Source organism: Helicobacter sp. 11S02629-2, from assembly GCF_002272875.1.
In the GTDB taxonomy this organism is placed as follows: Bacteria; Campylobacterota; Campylobacteria; order Campylobacterales; family Helicobacteraceae; genus Helicobacter_I.
Window position 1 is genome coordinate 108616 of the sequence record NZ_MLAN01000005.1, and the last position, 22253, is coordinate 130868.

The 22253-nt window shown below is 35.1% G+C and carries 17 protein-coding genes and 1 tRNA gene; 9 read left to right on the top strand and 9 right to left on the bottom strand.

Annotated elements, in window-relative coordinates:
• The first annotated feature begins 84 nt into the window (after positions 1–84).
• Together BKH40_RS04645 and BKH40_RS04650 are read left to right on the top strand one after the other, a co-directional pair.
• Entirely contained in the window at positions 85–837 is a 753-nt protein-coding gene (locus BKH40_RS04645; RefSeq protein ID WP_095277372.1) for a non-canonical purine NTP pyrophosphatase, read from the top strand.
• A gap of 1 nt (position 838) precedes the next feature.
• Positions 839–1879: a D-alanine--D-alanine ligase gene (locus BKH40_RS04650; RefSeq protein WP_095277374.1), complete on the top strand. Its 1041-nt coding sequence runs from the start codon at positions 839–841 to the stop codon at positions 1877–1879.
• A gap of 92 nt (positions 1880–1971) precedes the next feature.
• Here the strand turns inward: BKH40_RS04650 and BKH40_RS04655 are convergent, their stop codons facing one another.
• Entirely contained in the window at positions 1972–2742 is a 771-nt protein-coding gene (locus BKH40_RS04655) for an ATP-binding protein (RefSeq protein WP_095277376.1), read from the bottom strand.
• Between the two features lie 70 nt (positions 2743–2812).
• On the bottom strand, positions 2813–3172 hold the full coding sequence (locus tag BKH40_RS04660; protein ID WP_095277378.1) for a hypothetical protein: 360 nt from the start codon (positions 3170–3172) through the stop codon (positions 2813–2815).
• A gap of 1287 nt (positions 3173–4459) precedes the next feature.
• Between BKH40_RS04660 and BKH40_RS04665 the strand changes: the two genes are divergently transcribed.
• From BKH40_RS04665 to BKH40_RS04675, 3 genes are all read left to right on the top strand, one after another.
• The gene (locus BKH40_RS04665; protein WP_095277379.1) at positions 4460–5554 is read left to right on the top strand and encodes an NAD(P)-dependent alcohol dehydrogenase; all 1095 of its coding nucleotides are present in this window, start codon (positions 4460–4462) and stop codon (positions 5552–5554) included.
• Positions 5555–5812: 258 nt separating this feature from the next.
• Positions 5813–7762 (top strand): acetate--CoA ligase family protein, encoded by a 1950-nt coding sequence (locus tag BKH40_RS04670; RefSeq protein WP_257842515.1) that lies wholly within the window; start codon positions 5813–5815, stop codon positions 7760–7762.
• A gap of 433 nt (positions 7763–8195) precedes the next feature.
• Complete coding sequence (locus tag BKH40_RS04675; RefSeq protein WP_095277381.1) at positions 8196–8507, top strand: thioredoxin family protein; 312 nt, start codon at positions 8196–8198, stop codon at positions 8505–8507.
• Positions 8508–8585: 78 nt separating this feature from the next.
• Here BKH40_RS04675 and BKH40_RS04680 read toward each other — a convergent pair whose 3' ends face one another.
• From BKH40_RS04680 to BKH40_RS04710, 7 genes are all read right to left on the bottom strand, one after another.
• Positions 8586–10103, bottom strand: a complete 1518-nt coding sequence (locus BKH40_RS04680) for an outer membrane family protein (RefSeq protein WP_095277383.1) — start codon at positions 10101–10103, stop codon at positions 8586–8588.
• Positions 10104–10614: 511 nt separating this feature from the next.
• Entirely contained in the window at positions 10615–11277 is a 663-nt protein-coding gene (locus tag BKH40_RS04685; RefSeq protein WP_095277384.1) for a CinA family protein, read from the bottom strand.
• A 30-nt stretch (positions 11278–11307) separates the two neighbouring features.
• The gene (ppk2, locus tag BKH40_RS04690) at positions 11308–12297 is read right to left on the bottom strand and encodes a polyphosphate kinase 2 (RefSeq protein ID WP_095277386.1); all 990 of its coding nucleotides are present in this window, start codon (positions 12295–12297) and stop codon (positions 11308–11310) included.
• A gap of 402 nt (positions 12298–12699) precedes the next feature.
• Positions 12700–13416 carry a hypothetical protein gene (locus BKH40_RS04695; protein WP_095277387.1) on the bottom strand — a complete coding sequence of 239 codons (717 nt, stop codon included), beginning with the start codon at positions 13414–13416 and terminating at the stop codon, positions 12700–12702.
• A 329-nt stretch (positions 13417–13745) separates the two neighbouring features.
• On the bottom strand, positions 13746–14528 hold the full coding sequence (locus BKH40_RS04700) for a hypothetical protein (RefSeq protein WP_095277389.1): 783 nt from the start codon (positions 14526–14528) through the stop codon (positions 13746–13748).
• A 176-nt stretch (positions 14529–14704) separates the two neighbouring features.
• The gene (gene feoB, locus BKH40_RS04705) at positions 14705–16744 is read right to left on the bottom strand and encodes a ferrous iron transport protein B (RefSeq protein ID WP_095277391.1); all 2040 of its coding nucleotides are present in this window, start codon (positions 16742–16744) and stop codon (positions 14705–14707) included.
• A gap of 540 nt (positions 16745–17284) precedes the next feature.
• On the bottom strand, positions 17285–17989 hold the full coding sequence (locus BKH40_RS04710; RefSeq protein ID WP_095277393.1) for an outer membrane beta-barrel protein: 705 nt from the start codon (positions 17987–17989) through the stop codon (positions 17285–17287).
• 149 nt (positions 17990–18138) lie between these two features.
• On the opposite strand from BKH40_RS04710, the gene BKH40_RS04715 reads away from it, so the two are divergent.
• From BKH40_RS04715 to BKH40_RS04730, 4 genes are all read left to right on the top strand, one after another.
• A tRNA-Ser gene (locus tag BKH40_RS04715) sits at positions 18139–18226 on the top strand.
• Positions 18227–18919: 693 nt separating this feature from the next.
• On the top strand, positions 18920–20038 hold the full coding sequence (gene ald, locus BKH40_RS04720; protein ID WP_257842516.1) for an alanine dehydrogenase: 1119 nt from the start codon (positions 18920–18922) through the stop codon (positions 20036–20038).
• Between the two features lie 19 nt (positions 20039–20057).
• Positions 20058–20708, top strand: coding sequence for a thiamine phosphate synthase (locus BKH40_RS04725; RefSeq protein WP_095277395.1), 651 nt, complete (start codon positions 20058–20060; stop codon positions 20706–20708).
• A partial coding sequence (locus BKH40_RS04730; protein ID WP_095277397.1) for a methyl-accepting chemotaxis protein occupies positions 20705–22253 on the top strand: 1549 nt, incomplete at its 3' end. The genes BKH40_RS04725 and BKH40_RS04730, both read left to right, overlap by 4 nt.

Consider the following 22253-nt stretch of genomic DNA (forward strand, 5'->3'; position numbering starts at 1 on the left):
GGGGTTTTAAGTTATTAAGATAGGTATAATTTTAACTAATCAAACTTAAAAATATTAACGATACAACTTATAAGGGAACTAAAGATGCAAAAAGATGAACTATCTAAGTATAGCTTGCCTGTAGTTTTAGCCACTGGTAATAATGACAAGCTTAGAGAAGTTAGAGAGATACTAAACTCTGAAGTATTAAGCCTAAAAGACGCAGGTATAGAATGCTTTGATGTAGATGAAAACAAAGACAGTTTTGAAGGTAACGCCATGCTTAAAGTTGAAGCCTTGCTAAATGACATAAAGCTAGAAGAGTTTATAGTCATAGCTGATGATAGTGGGCTAAGTGTAGAAGCACTAGATGGAGCACCGGGGGTTTATAGTGCTAGGTATGCAGCACTTGATGATAAGGTGCTTGGAGGCACTAAGACAGATTCTAAGGCAAACTGCGAGAAGTTAAAAAAGGAGTTAGAAAAAAAGGGTCTTTGGGGGAGCTTTGCAAGTTTTGAGTGTGCTATAGCCTATGCTATAAAAACTAAAGATAAGATGTATGAAGATAGGCTTGAAAAAGGTAAGCAAGAAAGTGGCGTGCTAAGAAAAAGTCTTTCTGGAGTGGCTTGTGTGGAAGAAAGAGGGAGTAATGGCTTTGGCTATGATGGTATGTTTTATCCTTGTGAAGAAGAGCTAAAGCTTGATTTTAAAAGCTTAGATTCTAAAAAGAAGTTTTTGGAATCTCACAAGTCTTTAGGCGAGCTAGACCCAAATGAGAAAAATAAGATATCACATCGCCTAAAAGCACTTAAAGCCTTAGAAGCAGTTTTTGCAAACTATGAAGTAAAGAAGGATTAACATGGAGTATAGTGTAGTTTTTGGTGGGGCAAGTTATGAACATGAGATAAGTATAGTTAGTTGTATATCTTTACTTAAAAAGGGCGTGTCTATAAAGCACTGTATATTTTTAGATGGTAGCCATAGATTCTATCTTATAGATAAAAAAGATATGAAGTCTACTTACTTTTCAAGCGGTAAGTACAAAGAGGCAAAAGAACTTTTTTTAGGGAGTGAAGGCTTTTTTAGTAGGGGGCTTTTAGGTAAGAGTGTAGCTTTAGAATCTGGAGTAATCATAAATCTTATACATGGCAAAGATGGAGAAGATGGGACTTTAAGTGCCCTTTTTGACTTTTATAGACTAAAGTATATAGGACCTCGTCTTGAAGCTTCCATGCTTAGTTTTGATAAAAGCCTAACTAAGCTTTATGCAAAGTCTTGCGATGTAAAAACTTTGCGTTATGAGATAGTAAGCAGGGATGATAGGACTATAACTTTAAAGCCTCCTTTTATCATTAAGCCCTTAAGGCTAGGAAGTAGTTTGGGGGTAAGCATTGTGCATGATGTAAAAGAGCTTGACTACGCACTTGATGTAGCCTTTGAGTTTGATAGTAAGGCAATAGTTGAGCCTTTTGTTGAAAACGTAAAAGAGTTTAACCTAGCAGGCTTTTTAGGAAAAGAAGGTATGGTGCACTCAGTCATAGAAGAGCCAGTTAAAAAGGAGTTTTTAGACTTTGAAAATAAGTACCTTGACTTTTCAAGAACTACAGAAGTTAGTAAAGCAAGCCTTAGTCTTAGCCTAGAATCTAGACTAAGGCTAAACTTTGATAAGCTTTATGGTGATATCTTTGCTGGGGCTTTGATAAGGTGTGACTTTTTTGTAATAGATGATGAGGTTTATATCAATGAGATAAATCCAGTGCCCGGAAGCCTTGCAAACTACCTCTTTAGCGATATAAACTTAGCACTAGATGAGCTAGCTAGTAGCTTGCCTAAAAACAATCTTATAAAAGTAAGCTATAAGTATATAGATAAGATTCATAAAGCTAAGGGTAAGGCGTAAAGTAAGTGCTTGCTTAAGGCATAAGCTTTGCCTAAGAGGGTGCTTAGGGGGCTTTAAATAATCTAGCTAAGTTTATAGAATCTAATATAGGGCTAGTCTAGATACTCTTTGTTAAAAAAGCTATTTAGATGGATGTTTTCAAAGGAACTTTTTAAAGACTTGAAAAGATTTGGATTTTTAGATTCTAAGTCTTTTAAAAGCTGTTTATTTTCAGCCCTAGCGCGCGGGCGTTTATCTTCAGGTAGCCAGTTTATAGGACAGTTGCAATCAGGAGCTATATAAATCTTATTAGATTCTATAAAGTCTATGATTTGCCTTTCTCGTACAAAGATTAGCGGGCGGATAACTTCTAGGGCGTTTTCAGCCCTGTAGCGTGGAGGCATGGCACGGAGTGCACCATTATAAGTAAGATTCATAAAAAAGCTTTCACTTGCATCATCCATATGATGACCCAAAGCTATCTTATTAAAGCCATTTTTAAGTGCGTAAGAATAAAGCTCTCCTCTTCTCATGCGAGAGCAAAAAGAGCAGTAAATTGAGTTTTCGCGTTTAGAGTTTTCTAAAGTTTTGTATATATCAGTTCTTTGTATCTTAAAAGGTATATCAAGGGTTTTGCAGTAGTTTTGTGAGTGGATGTAGTCATCTACGTGTTCCCCACCACGACCGTAGTCAACTATTAATGCTAAGAATTCAAACTTAAAAGGTGCGTGGCGTTGCATATGCTTTAAGATGGTAGCTAACAGTGTAGAATCTTTCCCGCCGCTAAGACCAAGCAAGACTTTATCACCTTCTTGTACTAGCTTATACTTTGCGTTGCATCTTCCTACTGTGTTTAAGATTTTCTTACTTACTGTTATGTTCATAACTGCATGCCTCTTATATTAAAGTCAAGATAAAAAGTCCTGATTCTAACATAAGGGCTTACTTTAGAGACTAGTTTGTCGCTGGAGTTAGTTTGCTTAAGTCTATCTCTTCTATCTTTGATGTATTTGCTTTTTCTTTAGCTATCTCATTTATTAAGTCTGTGCTGGCATCTAACATATTAGTTTTATAGTTGCGTATAGTTTCTTCTAACATACTTATAAGCTCTTTACATAAAGAATCTATAAGCAGGTTGAGTTCTTGCTTCATTAAAACTATATTTTTTAAAGTCTCAGCATCTACGCTTTGTAGATACTGTATCACTACAGTGTTTAAAGCTGTGATTAATACTTCATCATCTTGCTTGACTGCACAGCATTTTTTAAAAAACTCTTCTTTGATGGCAGCTTTTAGAGTGCTCTCATCTAACATAGCATCCTCCTTGGGACAAAAAAACTTTTATAAAACTCATTAAAGTGATCTAGTTGTAACTAGGCTTTAAGGGTTCAAATAAATAGTTAATTGTAAGGCAAAAGTCGGTAAAAATGTATGCATATTGATACATTTTGTAAAAATAGTAATAAAAATAATTCTATCGATCATATATTTAAACTTCTGATACTTTTTGAAGAAGTATCAGAACTATATCTTAAGGCTATAAAATGGAAACTAAAACATGTATGCACTTCCATTTTTTGTTGGAGTAATAACAAGGAAGCGCATTAATGAGAAGTATTAATGTTGTTAGTCTAGGACTGATTGATAACGTAAGACCCAAATCCGTGTGCTTAAAGCATATAGCTACCATTACATTTAACACTATGTCATATAAACTTTGATGTGCACAAAAGCCTTATACTAAGTGTAAAAATATAAAATGCTTATAAACACGGTGAAATTATATGTTAAGAATTCTTAAGTAGATATTAATTGTTAATTTACTTTTTAGAGTTTATAAAAAAATTTTACTTTAAACGCCCATATAGCCTATTTTATGAGACTTAATAATATTTTTTATCATTTAGATATAAATGTATCAATGATAGGTAAAAGTAATTAATTTTTTAAAAAATAATAAAAGTTAAATATTTACTTAACTTTTTTATCTAAGCTAGCATATAAGGTAGCATTTATAATCAAAGTAATTTAGCATCAAACTAAGCAAGTAAAGTAAGTGGTTATAAAGTATCCCTATGACTTTGGGGTAAGCTAAGTCATAGGGATTAGGAGTATGATTGCAAGAAAGCAGTGTTAGTAGTGTGCAAGCACTATTGCTAATGCACGTGTGGATTATATATCAAGAATAATTAACATTTATTTAATGAAAAACAAACATAAATATCGGCCTTGCTGTTATTTGATATGCTTTACATGCTAGTTTATACACATTTTTGCTTTTTTATGAATCTAGATTCTATAAAACTTCCATAATGGTAATACATAGGCTTTTAAACTAGCTTGCATTATCAAGATAACCTCAAAAAGAGAGGCATAATCGTTTCAAAATGTGAATGTTTTTATGGTTCTAATTTAACATAGTTACTATAGGTAAAAGTATGCATTTTCTTTTTGCGTAAAAGTCTTGCATTGTTAGTAAAAATATCTTTCAGTGCTAGATTATTAATAGTTTCTGGCTGTTTAGACGCAAGTAGCTTTATAAAGCGTCTTTATAAGACATCTTAAGAAACTTAAATAAATTTTATTAATGAAGGATATGTCATGGGTACTGTAAAAGGTTTTGCAATGTTGAAAATTGGCTCAGTTGGCTGGATAGAAAAAGATGAAAAGGAGTTAACTCCACTAGGACCAAGGGACGCTTACTGCCGCCCTGTAGTTGTGGCTCCTTGTACTAGTGACTTACACACTGTATATGAAGGAGGGATAGGCGAGCGTCATAATATGTTCTTAGGACATGAAAGCGTAGCTGAGATTATAGAAGTTGGAAAAGATGTAAAAGACTTTAAGGTAGGTGACATCGTTATAGTGCCAGCTATCACTCCAGACTGGGGGAGTACAAATGCACAAAGAGGCTTTGCCCAGCACAGTGGTAAGCTACTAAGTGACGCCCTTGGCGGGTGGAAGTTCTCTAACTTTAAAGATGGTGTTTTTGCTAGTAAGTTCCATGTTAATGATGTAGATTCTAACGTAGCCAAGCTTCCAGAAGGCGTAGACATGGAAGAAGCAGTCATACTAACTGATATGGTTACTACGGGATTTCACTGTGCTGAAAATGCCGAGATAAAACACGGTGAAAGCGTGGCTGTTGTAGGTCTTGGGCCTGTAGGCCTTATGGCATTAGCTGGGGCTAACTTAATGGGTGCTAGTCATATATATGCAGTTGATGCAGTTGATGATAGATATGATATAGCACATAAATACTATGGTGCAACGCACTATGTAAACTTTAAAAAAGCCCCTTTTGAAGAACAAATCATAGAGCTTACAAAAGGTGTAGGTGTTGATAAAGTATTAATAGCTGGAGGGGATCTAACAACTATAGGTTCTGCTTGTAAGTGTATGAAAAATGGCGGTATAGTCTCTAATGTCAACTATCTTGGAAAGGGTGACTTTATAACCATACCTCGCCTAGCTTGGAATGTAGGCATGGGGCATAAGACTATAAAAGGCGGTCTAACTCCAGGTGGTAGATATAGGATGGAAGCCCTAGCAAGCTTACTTCAAACTAAAAAGCTAGATGTTAAGCCTTTAATGACTAATAGGCTAAATGGCTTTAGCGAGATAGAAACAGCCCTTGCCATCATGAAAGATAAGCCAAAAGGTCTAATTAAGCCAACTGTTAAAATCACTTGGTAGTGTTACTTTAGGTTCCTAAAAATATTTGAGATAGCTAAAGGTTTTCTTACTTTAGTTATCTCTTAGTTTTTTAGATAAATTTTTAAAAAGGAGTAGTGCTTAAAAATCATTTTCTTAAAAAAAGCTTACTATGTGAATCCTAATTGTCCTAAAAAGAGTTAAAATACGTTCAAATATACCAAAGAGGCTTGATAATAGAGCAAGGAAGATATATTTGTCTTGCAACTATGCAAGAGAACTAAAAAACAAGGATTTAATATGGACATGAATGAAAGTCAGCTTTATGAATTTCTAGGTAAATATGGCATAAGAACTCCTAAGACCACCTCAGTGGGTTTAGATTCTAAGATAAGTTTTGATAAGTTTCCAGCTGTTATCAAGATACAGTCTCCAAAAGTCGTTCATAAAAGTGATGTAGGTGGGGTTGTCTTAAACTTAAGAAGTAATGAAGACCTTGAAAGAGGAAGAAAAGAGATAATAGAAAATCTTAAAAAACACAACATTACTTTAGATTCTAAAGATGGTTTTATTATTACTGAGATGGTAGATGGCGAAGAGCTTTATATCGGCTGTGTTGAAGATAATACCTTTGGCCACGTTATACTTTTTGGTAAAGGTGGAATCTACTTAGAATTATATAAAGATGTATGCTATGTAGTAAGTGATGCAACTGAAGATGAGATAATCCGTGCACTTAACACTACAAAAATCGCTAAACTTTTTGAAGGTTTCAGAGGAAGCTCTCACACTATTAAAGAAGCAGTAAGCCTTATACAAAGCGTTCAAAAGATGCTAAAAGAAAATGATGATATCTTAGAGCTTGACTTAAACCCACTTAAACTAACTGCTAGCGGCTTAGTTGCAGTTGATGCAAGGATAAAAAGAGGAGCTAAAACTTATCATGAAGATATGAAAAGAGAAAATAGACCAAATTTCTTAGATAATAAAAATGTAGCAATAATTGGCGCAAGCACTGAGCCTGATAAAGCAGGGTACGCTGTAGCCAAAAACGCACTTAACTTCACTGGGAATCTTTACTATGTAAATGCAAAAGGCGGTAAGCTTTTTGGTCACACACTTTATAAAAGCGTAGATGAAATCCCTTGTGATAATATAGATACAGCTGCTATTGCCATCCCTGCTAAGTTTGTTATACCAACAGTACAGCAGCTAATCAAAAAAGGCTTAAAAAACCTAGTTGTTATTACAGCTGGATTTAAAGAAAGTGGCCACGCAGCAGAAGAAGAAGAGCTAGCACGCCTCATAGAAAAACACAACATCAACGCCATAGGTCCAAACTGCCTAGGCTTTTACTCCTCTGAAACTCACCTTAACCTAACTTTTGGTACTGACCACGTAAAACCTGGAAGCGTATCTTTCCTATCTCAATCAGGTGCTATACTAGCTGCACAGATGGATAGAGCTTATGAGCTAGGGATTGGCTTTTCTCACCTTGTAAGTGTTGGTAACGCTATGGACTTAAGGACTGCAGAGTTTATACCTATGTTTAACGCAGCACCAGAGTGTAAAGCTATCTCAGTTTATGTAGAAGGTGTAAACCGCGGTCGTAGCCTTTGTAATGCTATAAGGGCTTGTAAAAAACCAGTTTTCTTATTTAAATCTGCAAAAAGTGAAGCTTCTGCAAAAGCAGCCTTCTCTCACACTGGTAACCTAAGTGGAAACTATGCTATGTTTGAAGGTGTTATGCAAAGCTTGGGTGTAAACGTAGTTGATAACTTAGATGCTTTAATCTTAGCGCCTTTATTTAAAGATGACAAAAAAATTGCCATCATAACTAATGCTGGTGGTCCGGGCACTGTTTTAACAGATGGAATCACAGCTAGAGGCAGAGAGCTTTTTGAACTAAGTGAAGAAGATAAGAAAAAACTAGATGCAGTACTTCCTGCAGTTTGGCCAAGATCTAATCCAATAGACATCATAGGTGATGCTTTAAAAGATAGATATGAAAACGCCCTTAAAATCGTAGATGAGTTTGAAGGACTAGATCTAATCTATATGATAATAAGCCCACAAGATATGACAGACCCACTAGGAAGCGTAGAAATACTAGTTGAAAATAAATTCAAACATAAAGTTGTTCCTATCTTAATGGGTGGTTCTACTATGGATGAAGCAAGAAGATACTGCTTGAAAAACAAAATCCTTTACTTTGATAACATAGTGGATGCTAGAGATACACTTTGCTAGTTTAAAGTAAGCCTTATAACCTTCTAAAGTCTAACTTTAGGCTTTATAGTTTTAGGAATCTTTTTAGATTCCTAAAATCTTTTTATAACTTCTTTTTTTAATTTACTAATAGTTTTTATAAAGTTATCGTTTGCATTACTAAGATCTTAGCCTTTACTTTGTGGCTAGGAAGCGTAAGCAAAGCTTGAAGTAAAGCACTCACACATTATTTGCCTTTCTTCTTCTTCTTTTTTTTGTTTGACCTCCTCCCTCCTCTCCCTTTTTTGGCTGTGAGGAAGTTTTAATATTAAAGGCTTAGTGTCTTTTTTGGTCTTATAAGTAGCTATTTTATAAATTAAGAGATTAGCTGCATGTCAAAAAATGTTGATATTGTTTATTATTGTTAATTTATGATAAGTATCATTATTTTCATATTATTAAAGGAGTTACCTAAATGGAAAACTTAGTTCAATCAACTTATAACGATGCTATCAAAAGCGGTGTAGTAGTAGTAGACGTAGGTGCTAACTGGTGTCCAGACTGTAGACGTATCAAACCTGTAGTAGAAGCTATGAGTAAAGAGTACGCTGGTAAGGCAAAGTTTTATGAAGTAGACTTTTCAGAAGAAGAGGCTTTAAAAGATAGCCTTGGTATAAAAAGAATCCCAACTATAATCTTTTATAAAGATGGTGTAGAAGTAGGTACTAGACTAGTTGAGCCAGCCTCAAGAACACCTATAGAAGATACTTTAAAATCTATACTATAAAACAATGAGAATCTAAAACACTTTAGATTCTTATAAAACCTTAAGGGCTTAAGCCCTTAAGTTCCCCTTCATTGCCTTTTACATATTGTCTTTTTTGGCTAGAGATTTTAAACCAGTTGAAAATTTATAGTCTATATAAAAGAAGATATGACTTCTATCATCAACCCTACCAGGGAAGTTATCAGCAACTTTTGAATACGAACTAACATCAAAGCCTTGATTAGTCCTATCTCTAAAGTACTCTAGCTTCATACCAACTCCAAAGTATTTAAGTGACTGATACATATCAAGATATATGGATTGCTCTTCACTCCTAGTGCTAGTGGTGTAGCGAGCAAGTATAGTCCAAGTAAAATCACCTATGCCTACATCGTGAGTGCCACCTACCCAAGCATAGCCAGTGAAGGCATTTCTTGATACAGCATCTGATAGGGACTGACCTATCTCATATACACTTGAAGTCCAGAAGTCAAACTTAAGACCCTTATTACCTATAGTTCCTACATAGGCGTTTGCATAGCCAAAGTTTTTATAAAGCCCAAGCCCAAAGTTATAGTTAAGGTAGTTAAAGGTTTGGATTAAAGAGATGTTATAGCTATTTCTATCTATCTGCTGACCTCTATAGTAGCGGATGCCATTTATAGGCGTGAAGCCATTAGCTAGATTCCACTGCTTATCTTGTATGTAGACATAGTAGCCCATAAGCTGGGTAGTAGACTTAAAGTCTCCCCAAGTATCAGTTCCTACTATCTTGCCTCCAACTGCAGTAGCGATATCTACCATAAACTGAGTAAAAGGTCTTATAAGTAAGCTTTTAGAGCCATCAGCATTAGCCAAGCTTAGATCTATCCCACCTATGTGGATACCAGTAAGATTATAAGTTCTACTCCCTACTGGACCAAAGTTTTGATAGATGGCAGTTGGAGCATAGTAGTCATAAAGCCACTGACTATAAGCAAAGGCACGCCCAAAAGAGCTTACCCACCAAGCTTTTATCTCATTACTTTCTCCAAACTTATAGTGCACATTAGTTCTAATCCCTTGCATATATCCACTTAGATAGTCTGCATTAGATTCAAACCTACCACCTATAAAGTCAAAGTACTTACTTTTAAAGTCTACATAGGCGTTATGGATCATAAAGTTTCTGGTATTGTTGCCATTTGGAGTGATAGAAGAGTCATAGCCTCCCCAATAGCCAAAGTAGTTGTAGTTTAGTCCACCTTTTGGGCTTATTTCCTTAAAGTCTGCATTGTTATCAAACTTAGTTGAGTCATAAGCTAGCCCACCTAAAGTAGCACCCACATCAAAGGTCAAAGAAGTATCTTCCCAGCCAAGCTTTTCACTTGGGTCTATGTTTAAGTCTAGTTGACCTATCACAGTTGTAAAAGATTCTGTAGGAAACTGACCCTTTTTTACATCAACTGGCTGGTCATTAAACCCAAACTTAGAAAAAGTCCCCACATATCCATCAAGCCTTACCATAGGTCTGCTAGGTTTCTTATCTACGCTAGTGCTTTCATCTGCGTAGGCTAGAGACAAAACCAAACCTGCTGCTAAGACTAATCCTGTTTTTTTAAGAAAATCTTCTTTCACTAAGACCCCTTTAAAGTAATATTTGTAATGTGTTACCTATTCTAGTGGGTTGACTATATAATGTCAATATTTATTTAGATTTCATTTAGTTTACTATGTATAGATATGCATAGTATTACTTTTTTATACATAAAAGTTTATAGTAGTTGACTTTATTACACACTTTTTTGATTACTAAGGGGAACAATTATATTGCTTGGTTATTTTATGTCATTGTAAGAAGATGTTTGTACTCATGAAATAATCATATATTTTTAGATTCCATATTCCAACACTTTCTTTTTTAGATTTCCTTATTTGTATGTTTTTTCTTGCAAAGTAAAGTTTCTTTGAAAAGTTGGTAGTCACACTTCTCTTTCTTTTTTTAATGCCATTTTTGTCATTCAGAAATGGGTTAGAATGTGATTTGACTTAGTGAATTACTGCTATTAATGCTTATTTGCTTTGCAAAATGGCTGCATGTAAAATAAATAGAATCTTTAAAAAACTTAGCCTTTAGATATGTGCTAGATTATAAATCTAACATCTTCATTAAGGCTAGCCTTATGGCTTGCTTACAAGAAAGGCTTTGTATCTCTATCCTAGTTCCGCTAAAAAGTTCTTTTGAAACTAAAGGCAGGCTACCTTTTAAAAGCACGGCTATAAAAACATTGCCAGTTTGTAGGTTGTAGGGTAGGTTGTCTATAGGAGAGCAGATACCACTTGTGGCTATGGCTAGATTAGTTTTAAAAAGTGCGTTACTACACCTTGCCATATGGCTTACACACTCTTCAGAGTAGACGCCAAAAGTCTCTATCACATCTCTTGGTACCTTTAAGACATCAACTTTTGTTGCTATAGAGTAGGCAGTGATGCTTCCTTTAAAAACTTCTGAAGCCCCAGCTATAGCAGTTAGCTTACTAGCTAGCAAGCCTCCAGTACAGCTTTCTGCAACGCTTAGACTTAAGTTTTGAGACTTAAGTAAGTGTAATAGTGCCTTATATATATTGCCTACTATTAGTTTAGTGCCAAAGAGATCTTTTAAGGAAACAAAAAAAGAATCTAGATTCTTTCCTTTAGCATAGACTTCAAAGTCATCTTTTGGACTTAAAGCTACGTCATAGTCTTTAGCGATAGAAGAAGTTAGTGCTAAAGCAGCACTACTATCAAAACCTAAAATGCAAAAATTACTCATAGTCCTAAGCCTTTAAAAACGCTTGCATGGCTACTTTTTTGCCTCTTTAGCTTCTTTTTCTTTTGTGTGTTTTTCAGTGCTAGATGTTGCATCTGAAGTATGTTTGTGTTTATGGTGGTTAAGGTGTGATGCTTCTTTATCTTTTTTCTCTTCTTCTTTTATCATCTTTTCACGTTCCATTGTGTTTTGAGAAAAGTTTTGTGCATAAAGCCCGGTTATGTTAGGGTCAGCTAGTAAGCATACACTTGATTGATCTTTTCCTTCATAGTCTATGCGGCTTAGTAGGTCTCTAGCGATGTTAAGCCTTGCTCTTTTTTTATCAGTGGAATCCACTATAACCCAAGGACTGTGCGTTGTGTGAGTTCTTGAAAACATCTTTTCAAAAGCCTCTGTGTAGTCATCCCATAGCTTTAAAGACTCCCCATCTATCGGGCTTAGCTTCCAGATTCTAAGTGGGTCGTTTTTGCGTCTTAGTATCCTTCGTTTTTGTTCATCTTGACTTACATTTAAAAAGTACTTAAATATCATAGTACCACTTGCATTAAGCATTTGTTCTACATTAGGCACTTGTAAGATGAACTCTTTATACTGTGCTTGCGTACAAAAGCCCATGACTTTTTCAACTCCAGCTCTGTTATACCAACTCCTATCAAAAAAGACTATCTCTCCACCATTAGGAAGTTCTGAGATGTAGCGTGCAAAGTACCACTGTGTTTTTTCTTGATCTGTCGGCTTATTAAGTGCTACTACTCTAGCACCGCGAGGATTTAAGTGATTAGTTAAAGCTTTTATAGTGCCACCTTTCCCAGCTCCATCACGTCCTTCCATGATGATGGCTATCTTTTGACCAGTTTTAGTAACCCATCTTTGAAGTTTTACTAACTCTATCTCTAGCTTTCTAAACTCTTTTTCATAAAAGCTTTCTTTTAGCCTATAGATTCCACCTTTTTTTCTTTTCTCATACACCTCTTTGAAATCTTTTCCATCTTCTGGTCTTATAACTATTTGTTTTTTACTCATGTTTACTCCTTTGTAATTTTAAAGCAGACTGCTTGCTTGTTTGAAAGTCCTAAAGTTTGCTTTATTGTGTAGTTTGTGGAATCAGATATTAAGAAGGGGGCTATCTTTAAGGGGTTTTTTGTGCCTTTAAGAAAAAGGTTTTTAGTTAGTTTATAAACTTGCATTTTTCCTCTTTTAGCTATCTTTATATAGCTTTGATAACTAGCTTAATAGCTACGTTCTCTATAATCTTTTTGATTATACTTCAAAGTATTAGAAATGGAATTTTATTAACAAAATTCCATCTTTAAATTTATATAAACTTGCATATTATCAACATAAAAGCCTCGCTGCTGCGATAAAAAGACTAAGATTTTATACAGTTTCAAAGGCTTAGATTCTATTAATTGCCAAGCTAGCTTTTTATATCTCTACACCAAAGGTTAGTTGTACTCTATGAAGTGGCACTTTTGTGCCAAGCTGCTCTACATAAGGGGTTTGAAAAGAGCCTTCTAGACCTATAGTAGAGTAGACTTGAGTGCTACCATAGCTTGGTAAGTTTACTTTAAAGCCATAGTTTATTGCCCAAGTATTATGCATGGTTGATTGTAAAAATAAAGAGTGGCTTGCTCCTACAAAAAAGGTAGTCCATATAGAATCTATATGCATTCCAGCCAAGCCTCCATACATCAAGTTTATATAGTCTATAGTGCCAGCTACTACGCCATAGTCAGTTTTTATAAACTTAGAGCTATAGTCTAGTTTTGGCTTTGCATTAGTGGTTATGGTGCTTTGTGTGCCATTAGTCGTGGCTATTATATTATCACCTTGTTGGTTTGAGTAGATTAAAGCTGAGTAGTCAAACTTTACAAAGGGAGCAAAGCGAAAGGTTTTGCCTATCCAAGGTCTTATATAAAGCCCCATATTAGTCCTTGCTGAGTAGTCTTCAAAGTTAGCATTAGTTGGCTTTGTGTTTTTATCTATATAAGTTGTATGAGATGATAGGTCTTTTCTGATATCAGCACCAAGTCCTACGCCTGCTTCAAAGTGAAAAAGATCTGATGCACTAACTAGGCTGCTTAGCCCCCCAAGTAGGACTATACTTATAACTACTTTTGATGTTTTCTTTTCTAAAGTCACTCTTTTATCCTTTATTGGTCTTTGGCTTTGTTTGTATGTCTACTATTTTAATAATAGTTGCTAGTGATGATAGCTGTGGCTAAATCTAGCTTAGAATCCAAACAGTTTGCTGTGATAATGCGTTGTAACTGTTAAGATATTTTAACAAATAAAATGAGAATAAAAGCTGATCTTAAAATTTTTAGATATTTTTATGTAGGTTTGTATTTAGCTTGAAGGCAAGATAATCGCCTATATAAAGACTTTAACTTCTTCTTTCGTAGTGGCGTATAGAAGCATTTGTAAAGATGGTATAAAAGAAGTAGAGGCTTATAAGCCTCTAGCTAGTCTTAGTACTCCATACCAAGTATTAGTTGGATTCTATTAAGTGGAACTTTTGTGCCAACTGAGGCGACATAAGGTTGCTGGTAGCTTCCTTCTATGCCAACTATTGGCGAGCGGCGAAGACCGTATCTATCTCTTTTTTCATCTTTAGAGTTATAGCCATAGTCTACATTTATCTTAAAGCCATAGTTTATAGCCCAAGTATTTGAGACGTTGGTGTTAAAAAAGACTGAGTAGCTAGCCCCTGCAAATAAAGTAGCATTAATGGCAGGTATTTGAAAGCCTAAAAGGGCACCAGACATGATGTTAGGATAGTCAGCAGTTCCAGCTAGCACGCCTTTATTAGTTGGCACATAGCTTGAAGACCTTGGGTCATATCTGACATTATTATTTACTCTTTGTTCTGTGATAGTTGTGGTTGTAGTGCTTCCTACACTGCTTGTACGTGCTTGCACTACGCTATCTCTTTGCTGATAGTTTATAAGGCCAAAAGAGTAGTCAAAGGATATAAAAGGCGCAAAACGCACTATAGTGCCTATCCAAGGTCTTACATAAAGCCCTGTAGTAAACCTAGTAGAGTAGTCATTAAAGTTAGCATCAACTGGCTTTACGTTTGGACTTATAAAAAAAGTATTAGGACTAAAGTCCCTTCTTAAGTCAAACCCAGCCTTTGCACCAAACTCTATGCTTACTAGATTAGACATCTTGGAATCTTTTGCACTTAAAAGAGAGGTGCTAAGTAAAGATGCACCTAGTGCTACAAGAGCTATCTTTTTTATAGTTTTCATTTATACACTTCCTCTTTAAAAGTTTTAAGGCTTTTTTTAGCATCCCTTAAAGCCATAGTCAAAATTAGACAGATGAGACTAAAAGTATATCTCAATATTTCTTGTATAGAGAGTTTAAAGTGAGCTTTAAAGCGTGAGGGTATCACACTTTAAGACTCTAAAAGGCTAGCTAAAGGCTAGTGTAGATAAAAAAGTGAGGCTATGAGATAGCCTATGTAGGCAAAGATGTAGGCTACTACTGTAGTAAAGATTAAAAGATAGAGTGAGTACCACCTATGACCTGCTTCTTGGGCAAAAGTAATAGTCGCTGCAAAGCAGGGTATATAAAACATGATAAAGAGTATAAAGGCTATAGAGCTTGGCACACTTATACTTTTTTGCAAGGCTTGTTGTAGTTTGTAGCCACCACCATCATCGCTATCACCTAAAGCGTAAAGAACACCTAGCGTACTTACAACTATCTCTTTTGCACTAAAACCAGTTATTAGAGATATGGTTAAACGCCAGTCAAAGTCCATAGGGGCAAAGATAGGCTGTACAAACTTACCAACTCTACCAGCTATACTGTAGTCAAGTTGCTTTTCTGCTTCTAGGTTTTGCAAGTCAGTTACTTTTGCATCTAACTCATCTTCTTTTAAGTAAGGGTGATTAGCAGCTTTTGCTTGTTCATTTTGTGTTTTTAAAGTGGCTATCTGAGTTTCATACTTGTGTTCTATCTCACTGCTTTTTGGGAAGTTTGATATAGCCCAAACTATGATGGCACCTAGTAAGATAACAGTTCCTGCTTTTTTGATATACATATAGCACTTACTCCAGATACTAAACCATATAACTTTTAAAGTCGGCATCCTATACTTTGGCATCTCCATGACAAAGGGCTCATTATCCCCTCTAAATATAGTTAGTTTTAGTAGTTTAGCAAGAAGCAAAGCTACAAAAGAGCCACCAAAGTAGATAAAAAAGAGGATGATTCCAGCATATCGTATAGGGAAGAAGGCTGCTATGAAAAGTGAGTAGATAGGAAGCCTTGCACTACAACTCATAAAGCCTATAACAAAAAGTGTTATCATCTTTTCTTTTTTGTTTTGTAAAGTCCTTGTAGCCATGTAAGCTGGCACTGAACAACCAAAGCCTGTAACTAACGGTATGAAGCTTTTACCATGAAGACCAAATCTAAAAAAGAGGCCATCTAGCAAGAAAGCAACGCGCGCCATATATCCACTACCTTCAAGCATAGTGATGCCAAGATAAAGTATGACTATAAGTGGCACGAAGCTTAAAACAACTCCAACACCTTGTATGATCCCATCTCCTACCAAAGAGGCAAGGGTGGCATTAGCGATAACTACATCTACGTGAGAGCTAAGCCAGTCTATCCAGCCTTGTATGACATCTTGCAGCCAGCCTCCTACTTCAAAGGCTATCTCAAAGACGATTAGCATAAGGATTAAAAATATAGGTATACCCCAGACTTTATGCAGCATTACAGAATCTATCTTTTGGGTATTTCTAGCACGAGTTCTTGGGAGTGTTTGGCAGTCTTTGGCTACGCTTTTTGCAAGTACGGCATATGAGCTTAGGTTATTAGAAGCTAGGAGACTAGGCGTTGGTGTGTCGCTATCAGCTACCCTTTTAGGGGCCGCAGTCTTAGTAAAGCTAGTAAAGCTTGGTTTAAGTCTACTTTCAGCTATATTTTTAGGTTTGATGTCTTGGGACTGATAAGATTCATAAGCTGCTACTAGATCTTTTAAAAGTAAGTCTATGTTAAGACCTTTTGCACTAACTGGGCAAGCTTTTACATCAAGCTTAGATTCTAGTTCGTCGTACTTTATAGTTATACCTTCTTTTTGTGCTTCATCAGTCATGTTTAAAGCAAGGAAGAGATTTTTTTTGAGTTCTTTTAATTGGAGAGTTAAGACTAGGTTTCTTTCTAGGTTTGTGGAATCTAAAACGTTTAAGATGATGTCGTATTTTTCGTTTTTTAAAAAGTCGCTTACTATTTTTTCCTCTAAACTGTAGCCGTTTAAGGAGTAAGTACCCGGAAGGTCTATAATGTCTATTACATAGTCACCATAATTAAGTTTTGCCTCTGCTTTTTCTACGGTTACCCCACTGAAGTTCCCAACCCGGAGTTTGGAGCCACTTATAGCGTTTATCAGTGAGCTCTTGCCAACATTGGGCTGACCAACTAGCACAACTGTGAATGTTTTTTTCATATTTAATCCTGTAATTATAATCTTGCACAATATTACATAAGAAAAGATTTTCTGTGTGTAAATATAATAATAATAATAATCATCTAAATAAAATTTAAGCTTAAATACAAATAAAAATCATGTTTATTGTAGTAATTTTTACTTTATGTTTTAGCATCATTTTAAGTCTCAAAATACCTATAATATAAGATGCACTAAGTGGCTATTATGGGACTTATTGTAGTTAGTAATTGCAAATAAGATGTCATTAGTTTATGAAATTAATAACTTGATAATACTTATCATAAATATACCTCTTTTAGTCTTATAGGAGCATGCATAATGTGCCATCTAAAAAGTGAGTTTACATCACTTACTTTCCTACTTGGCTTTGTGTGCTAAAACTATTAAATATATTTTTGTGATTTGTAGATGTTGTTTTGAAGTTAAAGAAGCACAGGCTTAAGATTTTAAAAAAGTAGGATATATAAAGGTTTTGAATACACCTTTATAACACTTACTTTTTAAGTAGCTTATAGAATCTTATTTAAGTTTTATATACTAGAACACATAAGAGTAGCTTACGCCTATGTTTACAAGTCTATAGCTTCCATTTGCTGGAGGTGCTATGAAGTTATTTGGATCAGTAGCTGGAGTGGCGTCACTTACATAAAGGTCGTTTCTTAGTATTGGTATACGTGCAAAAATCTCAAACTTATTACTTATATTTATCAAAGCGCTTATACCAACATTAGCCACAGCATTAAAGCCAGACACTCTTTGACCTGATATGTATCCAGCACCAAGCCCTGCAAATGCACCAAAACTTAAGTCATTAGCACTATAGATATCAAGCATAGCGTCAATGTTAAAGTACATCTCATGTACTGAAGGCATAACAAAGTATCTGCTATCTTTCATGATTATAACTGGACTGTAGTTGTAGCTTCCATAGGCCCTTAGCCCAATGTATCTATTAAAAAAGAAGTTATATCCAGCCTTTGCGCCTACAAACTCACCTAAAGAGTCATCTAGATAGTTTCCGCCATTATTATAGTAGCGACCTATAGAAAAACCAGTTTCTACACCTACAAAGACACCTGTTTTATCAGTGGCAGTAACTATGTCGTGTGCGTAGTCTGCCCTTGAGTTAGTACAGATCCCATCACTGCATCTTCTTATTGTTCTTTCATTTGCTGACATGAATGTCGTTCCAAGTGCTATAAAGGCTATCAATGCTAGTTGAACTTTTTTAATATTAGACATCTGTTTTGGAATCCTTTTTTGTTGTTTGTTTAAGACATATTGATAATAAGTTCGGATTCTACAAGATTTATTTTAGTTTATGCTACTTATTTGCTTTTTTATAAGCTATTTTTCAACATTAATCCACTAGCATTAGCCTCTCTCTTGTTGGGAAGATGTCCGAGCGGTTGAAGGAGCACGCCTGGAACGCGTGTAAGGTGCAAGCCTTCGAGGGTTCGAATCCCTCTCTTTCCGCCAGTATAAAATCCCCTTTAAACTTAATCTTAGCTTAAAACATTACGCATGATAATTTTGGAATACATTTATATCATTTTACATAACTTTAGCCCCTATTTTAGGGAGTTTAGAGGCTATGAAAGTATCTATATAAATCCAGTCTAAAATCATTTACGACCATTTTTGAACTATACTAAATCACGCAGGATAATTTTTAAGCGGTGATAAAATGGGGACGGGATGGAATGAAAGATAAAAACAAAACAAAGCCAGTAGTTAAGCAAAACTAGCCTTAGATATGAAGGCGTAAGAAGCAAAAAAGCTACTAGTGGGTTTAAAGCTAGCTTCAAAAGATTATAAATCATGCTAAGAAAGATTTTTAAACCCCTAGCTTTTCTTTTAAAACCTTTATACTTATCATCTAGTTGGCAGCAACTTGATTAGTTAGCCTAAGATATAAGTAATTACCCCTATAAAATATGTGTAAAAAATACAACACAAGAAAGTGTTTTTATGGTTTCTTGTGTATTAAAGATACAGCATTGCTTGTAATGCCTAGATTTCGTATTATGATATATTTCCACGAAACTTTTTAGCAAAACATACATAGAAGTAAAGTGTAGTTTTATGAAGCGTTTTGTGATTGTTGTTTTGTTATAAAAAGCCTTGGATTTCAAAGCAAGGCTAACAGACTAAATAAAAGGGAATATAAAAATGCAAAAGATAGTTGTAGGATGTCCAAAAGAGATAAAAGTAAGAGAGTATAGAGTAGGGCTTACTCCAGCAAGTGCACACGCTTACGTGGAAGCTGGACATGAAGTTTTAATAGAAAAAGATGCAGGAAGTGCTATAGGCTTTAGTGATAAAGACTATGAAAAAGCAGGGGCTAAGATAGTAGACAAAAAGACACTTTTTGAAAAAGCTAATATGATAGTTAAGGTAAAAGAGCCCATAGAAGAAGAATATCACTTCTTTAAAGAAGGACAGACTTTATATACTTACTTACACCTTGCTGCTGATAAAAAACTAACTGATATGCTTCTAGCTAAAAAGATATTTGCCATAGCTTATGAAACTATCAAAGTAGGTCACGCTTTACCTTGTCTTGCTCCTATGAGTATGATAGCGGGGCGTCTTTCAGTGCTAGAAGCTGCTAAATACATACAAAAAACTTTTAATGGTAATGGCACTTTACTAAGTGGTGTAGCAGGTACTCCAAAAGGCAAAGTAGTTATAGTTGGAGGTGGTGTAGTTGGACTAAATGCAGCACAGATCGCAGTAGGCATTGGTGCTAATGTAACTATACTGGATATTAACACTGAAAGGCTTTCAGAGATAGATAGGCTTTTTGATATGAAGTTAACTACCCTTTATAGCACAAGGGCTAATATTTTAGAATCTATAAAAGATGCTGATGTAGTTATAGGTGCTGTTTTAATCCCCGGCGCAAAAGCACCAAAAGTCCTAAGAAAAGAAGACTTAAAGCTTATGAAAAAAGGCTCTCTTATAGTTGATGTGGCAATTGATCAAGGAGGCTGTTTTGAAACTTCTAAGCCTACAACTCACGATGACCCAATCTATGAGATAGAAGGAGTGATACACTACTGTGTGGCTAATATGCCGGGCTCTGTAGCTAAAACTTCAACAGTAGCACTTAATAATGCAACCCTAAGTTTTGGATTAAAGATAGCAAATCTTGGAGCTAAAGAAGCAGCCCTTAGTGATAATGCCATACTTGAAGGGGTTAATACAGTTGATGGTAAGTGTACTTATAAGGGCGTTAGTGAGGCCTTTGGCTTAGAGTATATAAGTGTAAAAGATGCACTTAAGTAAATAAAAAACATTTCAAAGTATGGAATCCAAAAGCACTAAAACTTTAAAAGGGCTTTATGCTATAAGTGATTTTATTCTTACTCCTAAAGACTCCTTGCCTACCCAGCTTGAAAAGGCTTTAAAGGCCGGAGTAAAAGTTTTTCAGCTTAGAGATAAAGAAAGTAAAGATTGCGATTTAGAAAAGCTTATAAAAGATCTAAGCAAGCTTTGCGTACAATATGATGCATTCTTTATATTAAATGACAGAGTAAAGCTAGCTTTAAAGCTAGGTGAAAAGATAGTGCACGGTCTTCATGTAGGCAAAGAAGACTATGAAGAAAGTAATTTTAAAGCTTTAAGAAAAGACTATAAAGGCATTATAGGAGTTAGCTGCTATGCTAACTTAAGCTTGGCTAAGAGGATGGAATCTTTGGGGGCAGACTACGTTGCATTTGGTGCTATGTTTAACTCACCAACTAAGCCTCTAGCTAAAAGTTGCCCATTAGAAGTGCCTTTAGAAGCTAAAATGAAGTTAAAAATACCAGTTTGTGTTATAGGTGGCATTAATCAAGCAAATGTAGCCTTATTTAAAGATATGGATTTAATAGCATGTATCTCTGCTATCTGGCAGGGTGATATAAAAGATAATGTATCTAAGCTTAATATTTACAAAAAAGGGGATTTATTATGAAGAGTTTATCTGCTAAGGTTTCACTACTTGCTTCTATTATATTAATAGTTGGTGTCATCATCTATATGGTAGTTGCAGTTGTAAACTTCCGCTCTAATATACTTAGCTTTTTAAATAGCGGAAAAGAGGAGATGATAGGTCCTGCAGCTTTGTATTTTGATAGGCAGACTGATAACATAAAAGACTTTTTGTCCAAGTTAAGCGAAAATGTGACAGATAATGATATGGATACTGATGCAGACCTAAAAGCTTATCTTGATAATGTAGTACGCTTTTCCGCTGTGGATAATGCATGGGTTATAAGGATGAGTGACTTAAGTGTTGGTCTAGCTATTAAGGGCAAAGAAACACTTATAATGAAAGAAGATGAATATCATCCAAAAGCTAAACAGTACTATATAAGGGCACTAAAAGATCCAAACGATGTTATAAAAACAGATCTCTACAAAGACTATGATGGCATTTTAAATGTTACTTTTGCAAAAGCAGTGGTGAGAGATGGCAAAGTTGTAGCCATAGTTGGTAATGACTTGCCAGTATCTAGCATAGCTAAAAGTTTGGATGACTATAATATCTCAGACTTTAGTCAGATCTTTATCTACAATCCTGATACTGCAAATATGATCTACTCCCAAGATAAAAGCTTAGTTAGCCTTGAAAACGAAAAAGCAAAGAATCTTATAGGCAAATTAGAAGCAGGCTTTAATCAAGTAGGTTCTGATACTTTTAACTTCAAGTGGCAGGGTAAAGAGTACTTAGGGCTTTGTAGTCTCACAAACTACTATAAGATTTGTATAACTACAGATCCGGCTGAGTACCAAGGAACGCTTATGTTTTCTATATGGTTGCTTATCATAGTTGGAATCTTAATAGTTGTTATAGGAAGTTTAATCATGCTTTTTGCTATGCGCTATCAACTTAAGCCTTTAAAAGCTATAGAGTTACATTTAACTCAGTTTTTTGCCTTTTTGGATCATAAAGCCGATGCTCCAAAGGCCTTAATCATCAAGTCTAAAGATGAATTTAAAATAATGGCTAATGTAATAAACTCTAATATTACTAATATCCAATCTTCTCTCTCCAAAGACTCTTCAGCAGTATCACAAGCCCTAGAAGTAGCTAAGACTATAGAAGAAGGTAATCTAAGTATACGTATAACTAAAAACCCTGCTAATCCTCAATTACTAGAACTTAAAGATGTACTTAATAATATGTTAGATGTATTAGAAACTAAGATAGGAAGTAATATGAATGAAATAGAAAGAGTATTTGATAGCTATCTTAGATTAGACTTCTCTACTTCTGTATTAGATGATAAAGGTAATATAGCTAATAAAGGTAGTGTAGAAAGAGTAACTAATGCCTTAGGAGAAGAAATAAGAAAGATGTTAAAAAGTTCTTTAAGCTTTGCTTCTTTACTTAATGAAGAAGCTAAAAAGCTAAATACACAAATTACTAATCTATCAACTAGCTCTAATGCACAAGCTTCTTCTTTAGAACAATCTGCTACTGCTATAGAAGAGATAACTCAGTCTATGCAAAATG